Annotated in this window: 9 protein-coding genes; 7 read left to right on the top strand and 2 right to left on the bottom strand. The window is 69.4% G+C overall.

The features are described from left to right. Together lnt and G6021_RS14150 are read left to right on the top strand one after the other, a co-directional pair. A partial coding sequence (lnt, locus tag G6021_RS14155) for an apolipoprotein N-acyltransferase (RefSeq protein WP_182641549.1) occupies positions 1-738 on the top strand: 738 nt, incomplete at its 5' end. A 12-nt stretch (positions 739-750) separates the two neighbouring features. After that, complete coding sequence (locus G6021_RS14150; protein ID WP_182641550.1) at positions 751-1,518, top strand: polyprenol monophosphomannose synthase; 768 nt, start codon at positions 751-753, stop codon at positions 1,516-1,518. Between the two features lie 72 nt (positions 1,519-1,590). On the opposite strand, the gene G6021_RS14145 is transcribed toward G6021_RS14150, so the two are convergent. Continuing rightward, a complete protein-coding gene (locus G6021_RS14145; protein WP_179525251.1) occupies positions 1,591-1,935 on the bottom strand; it encodes an RNA polymerase-binding protein RbpA in 345 nt (114 codons plus the stop codon). 149 nt (positions 1,936-2,084) lie between these two features. Between G6021_RS14145 and G6021_RS14140 the strand changes: the two genes are divergently transcribed. Next, positions 2,085-2,441 carry a hypothetical protein gene (locus G6021_RS14140; RefSeq protein WP_182616288.1) on the top strand — a complete coding sequence of 119 codons (357 nt, stop codon included), beginning with the start codon at positions 2,085-2,087 and terminating at the stop codon, positions 2,439-2,441. A gap of 96 nt (positions 2,442-2,537) precedes the next feature. Then, complete coding sequence (locus G6021_RS14135; protein ID WP_182616287.1) at positions 2,538-4,907, top strand: ATP-binding cassette domain-containing protein; 2,370 nt, start codon at positions 2,538-2,540, stop codon at positions 4,905-4,907. 13 nt (positions 4,908-4,920) lie between these two features. On the opposite strand, the gene G6021_RS14130 is transcribed toward G6021_RS14135, so the two are convergent. Beyond that, entirely contained in the window at positions 4,921-5,076 is a 156-nt protein-coding gene (locus G6021_RS14130; protein ID WP_187700734.1) for a sigma factor-like helix-turn-helix DNA-binding protein, read from the bottom strand. 153 nt (positions 5,077-5,229) lie between these two features. On the opposite strand from G6021_RS14130, the gene G6021_RS14125 reads away from it, so the two are divergent. The 3 genes from G6021_RS14125 to G6021_RS17510 all read left to right on the top strand — a co-directional run. Further along, a complete protein-coding gene (locus G6021_RS14125; protein WP_179525247.1) occupies positions 5,230-5,814 on the top strand; it encodes a pyridoxamine 5'-phosphate oxidase family protein in 585 nt (194 codons plus the stop codon). 3 nt (positions 5,815-5,817) lie between these two features. Continuing rightward, positions 5,818-6,444: a GyrI-like domain-containing protein gene (locus tag G6021_RS14120; protein ID WP_182641548.1), complete on the top strand. Its 627-nt coding sequence runs from the start codon at positions 5,818-5,820 to the stop codon at positions 6,442-6,444. 23 nt (positions 6,445-6,467) lie between these two features. Continuing rightward, positions 6,468-6,730: hotdog domain-containing protein (locus G6021_RS17510; protein ID WP_277817954.1), on the top strand; the 263-nt coding region annotated here is incomplete at its 3' end.

Raw genomic sequence — 6,730 nt, 5'->3', positions numbered from 1 at the left:
TCGCCCCTGGCCGACAGACTGGCTGGCGACCAGATCACCGCCCTGTCCCGACGCCTGGACGCCCCGATCCTCGTGGGCACCGTCCTGCGTGTGGGTGACGGCCCCGAGGCCACCAACTCGTACCTGGTCTGGGACGGCCGATCGTCCGATTCCGCCGCCGGGCCGGTGGTCGACCGTCACGACAAGAAGTACATCCAGCCGTTCGGGGAGTGGTTGCCCCTCCGCGCGCCGCTCGAAGCGCTGTTCCCGATCGCCCGGACCGCGGGGCACTTCGTCCCGGGCGACGGCACCGGGCTCATCACCGCGGCCGGGATCGACCTCGGTGTGGCCATCTGCTTCGAGATCGCCTTCGACGCCGCGGCCCGTGAACCGATCGCGCGCGGCGCGCAGATCCTCACCGTGCCCACCAACAACGCGACGTTCGGCAGATCCCCGATGACCTACCAGCAACTCGCGATGTCGCGGGTCCGGGCCGTGGAGCACCACGTCCCCGTCCTCATCGCCGCCACGAGCGGGGTCAGCGCGGTGATCGGCCCCGACGGTCAGGTGCTCCAGGAGACCGGGATCTTCGAGCCCGCGACGCTGGCGGCGCGGGTCGAGTTGGGGACCGCCGGTACGATGGCAACCCGACTGGGCGGCATACCGCAGATGGTGAGCTGTCTCATCGGGCTCGTCGGCCTGGGATGGGCGTTGATCCGCACCCGGCAGCGACCCGCGACCGAGCACGAGGAGACGTAAGTGACCGATCCGATGGCGCCTGAGCCCGCCGCTGCGTCCGCGCGGACCCTGGTGATCATCCCCACGTACGACGAGCGGGACAACCTGCCCGGCGTCGTCGAGCGTCTGCTCGCGTCAGCTCCCGACGTGGCTGTCCTCATCGCCGACGACAACAGCCCTGACGGCACGGGGGAGGTCGCCGACCGGCTCGCCGCGCAGGACGCGCGGGGGCGGATCACCGTCCTGCACCGCCCGGGCAAGCAGGGACTCGGGGCCGCCTACATCGCCGGATTCCGCTGGGGCCTGGAGCGCGGCTACACCGTGCTGGTGGAGATGGACGCGGACGGCAGCCACCCGCCCGAGCGGCTGCCCGCGATGCTCGAGGCGGTCGACGCCGGCGCGGACCTGGTGATCGGGTCTCGCTACGTGCCCGGCGGCAGCGTGGAGAACTGGCCGTGGCAGCGCCACGTGATCTCCCGCGGCGGCAACGTCTACTCCCGGATCATGCTGGGCGTGGGCATCAGGGACATCACGGCCGGCTTCCGGGCCTATCGCAGCGAGTCACTGATGCGCCTGGACCTGGAGGCCATCGAGTCGAAGGGCTACTGCTTCCAGATCGACATGACCTGGCGGCTGTTGAACACCGGGGGCACGGTCGTCGAGGTCCCCATCACCTTCACCGAGCGCACCCTCGGTCAGTCCAAGATGAGCGAGTCGATCTTCCGGGAGGCCGCCGTGAACGTGGCCCGCTGGGGCTGGGAGAAGCGGCGCGGACAGCTGAGATCACTCGTCCGGCGCTGACCCGGCGCCCCCGATATGCGAAAGCGCCCCGGCCCGTGACGGGGCCGGGGCGTCCTCGCGCGGTGTCGGTGCTCAGCGGGCGCCGGCGCGCCGACGCTTCTTGAGGATGTCCATCCGCTCCTTGAGCAGGTCCTCGAGGTCGTCGAGCGAGCGACGCTCGAGGAGCATGTCCCAGTGGGTGCGCGGCGGCTTACCCTTCTTGACCTCGACCGCCGGACCGTCGATGAGCTGGCCCTCCTGGCCGTTCTTGCACATCCAGGTTCCGGGGATCTCGGCGTCGTCGGCGAACGGGACCTCGTACACCTCGCCGTTCTCCGTCTGGTACTTGGCCATCCGCCGGGGCGCGAGATCGGTGTCCCGGTCGGTCTCGTAGCTCACCGCACCCAGGCGGCTGCCTCTGAGGACTCGATCTGCCATGCGAACTCCTTCTACCGTGTTCGTCCGTCTGTCCACCTGCGACACGACGCTGCCGTGTTCCTGGTGATGTAACGCCAGGTGACCCCCCAAATGTTCCCACGCGCCACGGCCGCAGGCCAGTCGGGGACCGTCTCGGTACCCTGACCTCCGTGGACACCGACGCCCCCGCCGATCAACCCCCGCCCCGGCGGGGCGAGTCCTCGTGCGCGTGGTGCGGGCGACCGGTGGACGAGGGCGCCACGGGCCGACGGCGACGATACTGCCGCCGCTCGTGCCGTCAGCGTGCCTACGAGCAACGGCAGTCGCTGCGGGTCCGTGAACTGCCGGAGGGGACGGTGGTGCTCTCGGAAGCGGAGTCCACCGACCTCATGGACAGGATGTTCCAGCTCAGGTGCGCGTGCGAGGACCTGCACACCGCGATCCTCGAGGGAGAGGACGCCACAGAGTTGGTCCGGATGTCCGGCGATCTGGTGGCCGCCGCCCGGCGCGCCGAGCGACTGAGGTGAACCGCAGCTGAGGTCAACTGCGGCCGAGGTATCCCTCCCCGGCGGGGTGTCCGGCACCTACGGTTGACCGCAGACACCCCAGCGAGGAGACGCCCCGTGAGTGACCACATCGCCGATTCACACGACGTCATCCGCGTCCAGGGAGCGCGGGAGAACAACCTGAAGTCGATCAGCGTCGACCTGCCCAAACGACGGCTCACCGTCTTCACCGGGGTGTCCGGTTCGGGCAAGAGTTCCCTGGTCTTCGCCACGATCGCCGCCGAGTCCCAGCGGATGATCAACGAGACCTACAGCGCGTTCCTGCAGGGCTTCATGCCCACCCTCGCGCGCCCCGAGGTGGACCTCCTCGACGGCCTCACCACCGCCATCGTGGTGGATCAGGAGCGCATGGGGTCCGACCCCCGCTCGACCGTCGGCACGGCCACCGACACCGGGGCCCTGCTGCGCATCCTGTTCAGCAGACTGGCCGAGCCGCGCATCGGCGGGCCCAAGGCGTACTCCTTCAACGTCGCGTCCGCCAGCGGGGCGGGCACCCTCACGAAGGCGGACGGCAGCCGGCAGAAGGCGGAGTTCTCCATCACCGGCGGGATGTGCGCCGGGTGCGAGGGTCGTGGGTCGGTGTCCGACTTCGACGTCGACGCTCTGCTCGACCGGTCCAGATCGCTCGCCGAGGGGGCCATCACGGTACCCGGCTACTCGATGGACGGGTGGTACGGGCGCATCTACGCGGGGTCCGGCTTCTTCGACATGGACAAGCCCGTCCGCGATTTCACCGAGCAGGAGATGCACGACCTGCTCCGGAGGGAGCCGGTCAAGATCAAGGCCGACGGGATCAACGTGACCTTCGAGGGGCTCATCCCGAAGATCCAGAAGTCGATGCTGGCCAAGGACCTCGAGGCGATGCAGCCGCACATCCGGGCGTTCGTGGAGAGGGCCGTGGTGTTCACCACCTGTCCGGAGTGTGGGGGCACCCGCCTCAACGAGAGCGCACGGTCGTCGCGGATCGGCGCGCTGAACATCGCCGACGCCTCCGCGATGCAGATCACCGACCTGGCCGAGTGGCTACGCGGACTCTCCGAACCGTCGGTCGCACCACTGCTCGCAGCGCTGCAGCACACCCTGGACTCCTTCGTGGAGATCGGATTGGGCTACCTCTCCCTGGACCGGCCGGCCGGCACACTCTCCGGTGGCGAGTCGCAGCGCGTCAAGATGATCCGACACCTGGGGTCGGCGCTGACGGACGTGACCTACGTCTTCGATGAACCGTCGATCGGCTTGCACCCGCACGACATCCAGCGGATGAACGATCTGCTGCTGCGTCTGCGTGACAAGGGGAACACCGTTCTCGTGGTGGAACACAAGCCGGAGACTATCGCCATCGCCGATCACGTGGTGGACCTGGGGCCCGGCGCCGGGTCCACTGGTGGCGAGATCTGCTACGAGGGCTCGGTCACCGGACTCCGCGAGAGCGACACGGTCACCGGCCGCCACCTCGATGATCGCGCGACGCTCAAGGAGGAGGTCCGGGGGGCGACCGGCCACCTCGAGGTCCGTGGCGCGACCGCCCACAACGTCCGGGACGTGGACGTCGACATCCCGCTGGGCGTGCTGTGCGTGGTGACCGGCGTGGCGGGCTCCGGAAAGAGCTCGCTCATCCACGGGTCGGTCTCCCCACGACCTGGTGTGGTCGCGATCGACCAGGCCGCGATCCGTGGGTCCCGCCGCAGCAACCCGGCCACCTACACCGGGCTGCTCGAGCCCATCCGGAAGGCCTTCGCCAAGGCCAACGGGGTCAAACCCGCCCTGTTCAGCCCCAACTCCGAGGGCGCGTGCCCCACGTGCAAGGGGGCGGGCGTGATCTACAGCGATCTCGGTCTGATGGCGGGGGTCGCCACGACGTGCGACGACTGCGAGGGCCGGCGCTTCCAGGCCGAGGTCCGGGAGTACCGGTTGGGGGAGCGCAACATCGGTGAGGTCCTGGCGATGTCGGTGGCCACGGCAGAGGAGTTCTTCCGCGAGGGACCGGCGCGGATCCCGGCCGCGCACAAGATCCTGCTCCGGCTCCGCGACGTGGGACTGGGCTACGTCCGGCTGGGACAACCGCTGACCACGCTGTCGGGAGGGGAGCGGCAACGTCTCAAGCTGGCCACGCAGATGGCGGACAAAGCGGAGGTCTACGTGCTCGACGAACCGACCACCGGCCTGCATCTGGCCGACGTCCGGAACCTGCTGGGCATGCTCGACCGGCTGGTGGACGCGGGCAGGTCCGTCGTCGTCATCGAGCACCACCAGGCCGTCATGGCCCACGCGGACTGGATCATCGACCTCGGTCCCGGGGCCGGCCACGGTGGCGGCCGCGTCGTGTTCGAGGGCACGCCCGCCGAGCTCGTGGCAGCCCGGTCCACGCTCACCGGTGAGCACCTCGCGCGGTACGTGGCGGAGGGTGTCGAGCCCGCGATCGGGTGAGGGGTACCGGCGATCAGCCCGCCTTACCGAACCGCTTGTGCAGTGCCTGCTTGCTCACTCCGAGGACGACTCCGATCTCCGCCCAGCTCAACCCGTGCAGCCGAGCGTGTCGGACCGCCGCCGACTCCTCCCGGGCGAGCGCCGCCCTCGCCTCCGCGATCGCGGCCAGGCGGGCGACCGGGTTCGGCGTGTCGTCCTCGTGGTCGTCGGCGTCGTCATAGGTCGTGTTCACATTTCTCACCTCGTTCGTCAACCTACGTTGACAGCACCGGGCGCGTCAATCAGAGTTGACGGTCCGGTACGGCGGACTAGGGTCGTGGTCATGCCCACCAACCGATATCCCGAGATCGCGTTCGGTCCCGCCGCCCGTGCACGGCAGGAGTCGACGGGCGTCACCAGGCCGACGGAGACCGGCGAATTCGCCCTGGAGGGCACGGACTCCGCGCTGATCCGGCGCGCCGACCACTTCCTCCTCTCGAGCGTCACCGAGTCCGGGTGGCCGTACGTCCAGCACCGCGGGGGACCCACCGGGTTCGTCCACGTCCTGACGCACACCTCTCTCGCGTGGCTGGAGTTCCGCGGAAACCGTCAGTACGTCTCCGTGGGCAACATGGACCACGACGGGCGCGTCTGTCTGCTCTTCGTGGACTATCCCACCCGGGCCAGGCTCAAGGTGTTCGGTCACGCCCGGGTCATCGAACCGGACCGGGACCCGGACCTGATCGGGCGCCTGCGGTCGATGGGGGAGAGGACCTACACCGGGCATGTCGAGAGGGCGATCGTCGTGGATCTCGTGGCCGCCGACGCCAACTGCAGCAAGCACATCACGCCGAGGTGGGATCGCGCGTACATCGATGACCTCACCGAGGTGTACCGCCGGCAGATCGACGAACTGCGGGAAGGGTGAGACGTGGGAACCTTCGACATCAAACGGGAGCGCAGGGACCTCTACAACGGCACAGTCGCGAGGTTCGACCTGGTCGAGGTACCACCGATGCGATTCCTCACGGCCGACGGCTCGGGGAACCCCAACACCTCCGCGGACTACGGCAGGGTGCTCGAGGCGCTGTACACGTGCTCCTATGCGGTGCGGGCGGTGGCCAGGGTCGAACTCGGGCGCGTCCACACCGTCGGCCCGCTCGAGGGTCTCTGGTACGCCGACGACCTCGGGGTGTTCACCGCGCGGGACAAGGACGCCTGGGCGTGGACCATGATGATCTGGCAGCCGGACCGGGTCACCGCGGACATGGTGGCCTCCGCCGTGGAGACGGTGACCCGGAGGAAGCCTCACGTCGCGGTGGACCGGGTCCGCCTCGAGGAGTTCGCGGAGGGCCCGGCCGTCCAGACCCTGCACGTCGGACCGTACGACGCGGAGGGTCCGGTCATCGCCCGGATGCACGAGCAGGCCATCACCGGTCGCGGCCTGATCGCCTCGGGGCACCACCACGAGATCTACCTCTCCGACGCGCGCAAGACCGAACCGGCTCGGCTGCGGACGATACTGCGCCAACCCGTGGCGAGCGCCGCGGAGCAGTGATCGGGTGCGGGTAGAAAGAACTCATGACCACCTCCGACGGATTCCCCGATGCCTCTTCCGATGACGCGAGCAGGTTCGTCCGAGCCTCAGGGCTCGTCATCGACGAGGTGACCGCGACGAGCCTCAGGGGCCATGCGCTTCTGGGCGAGGGCCACCTCACCGCGTGGGGGACCGTCCACGGGGGTGTCTACGCCAGCATCGTCGAGTCCGCGGGCGGCGCGGGCGCCGGAGCCGCCGTGGCCGACCGGGGCCAGATCGCGGTCGGCGTCCACAACGGCACCGACTT

The sequence above is a fragment of the Dietzia sp. CW19 genome, assembly GCF_014145265.1.
Taxonomy (GTDB): Bacteria; Actinomycetota; Actinomycetes; order Mycobacteriales; family Mycobacteriaceae; genus Dietzia; species Dietzia natronolimnaea.
This window is presented reverse-complemented; position numbering and strand designations above follow the sequence as displayed.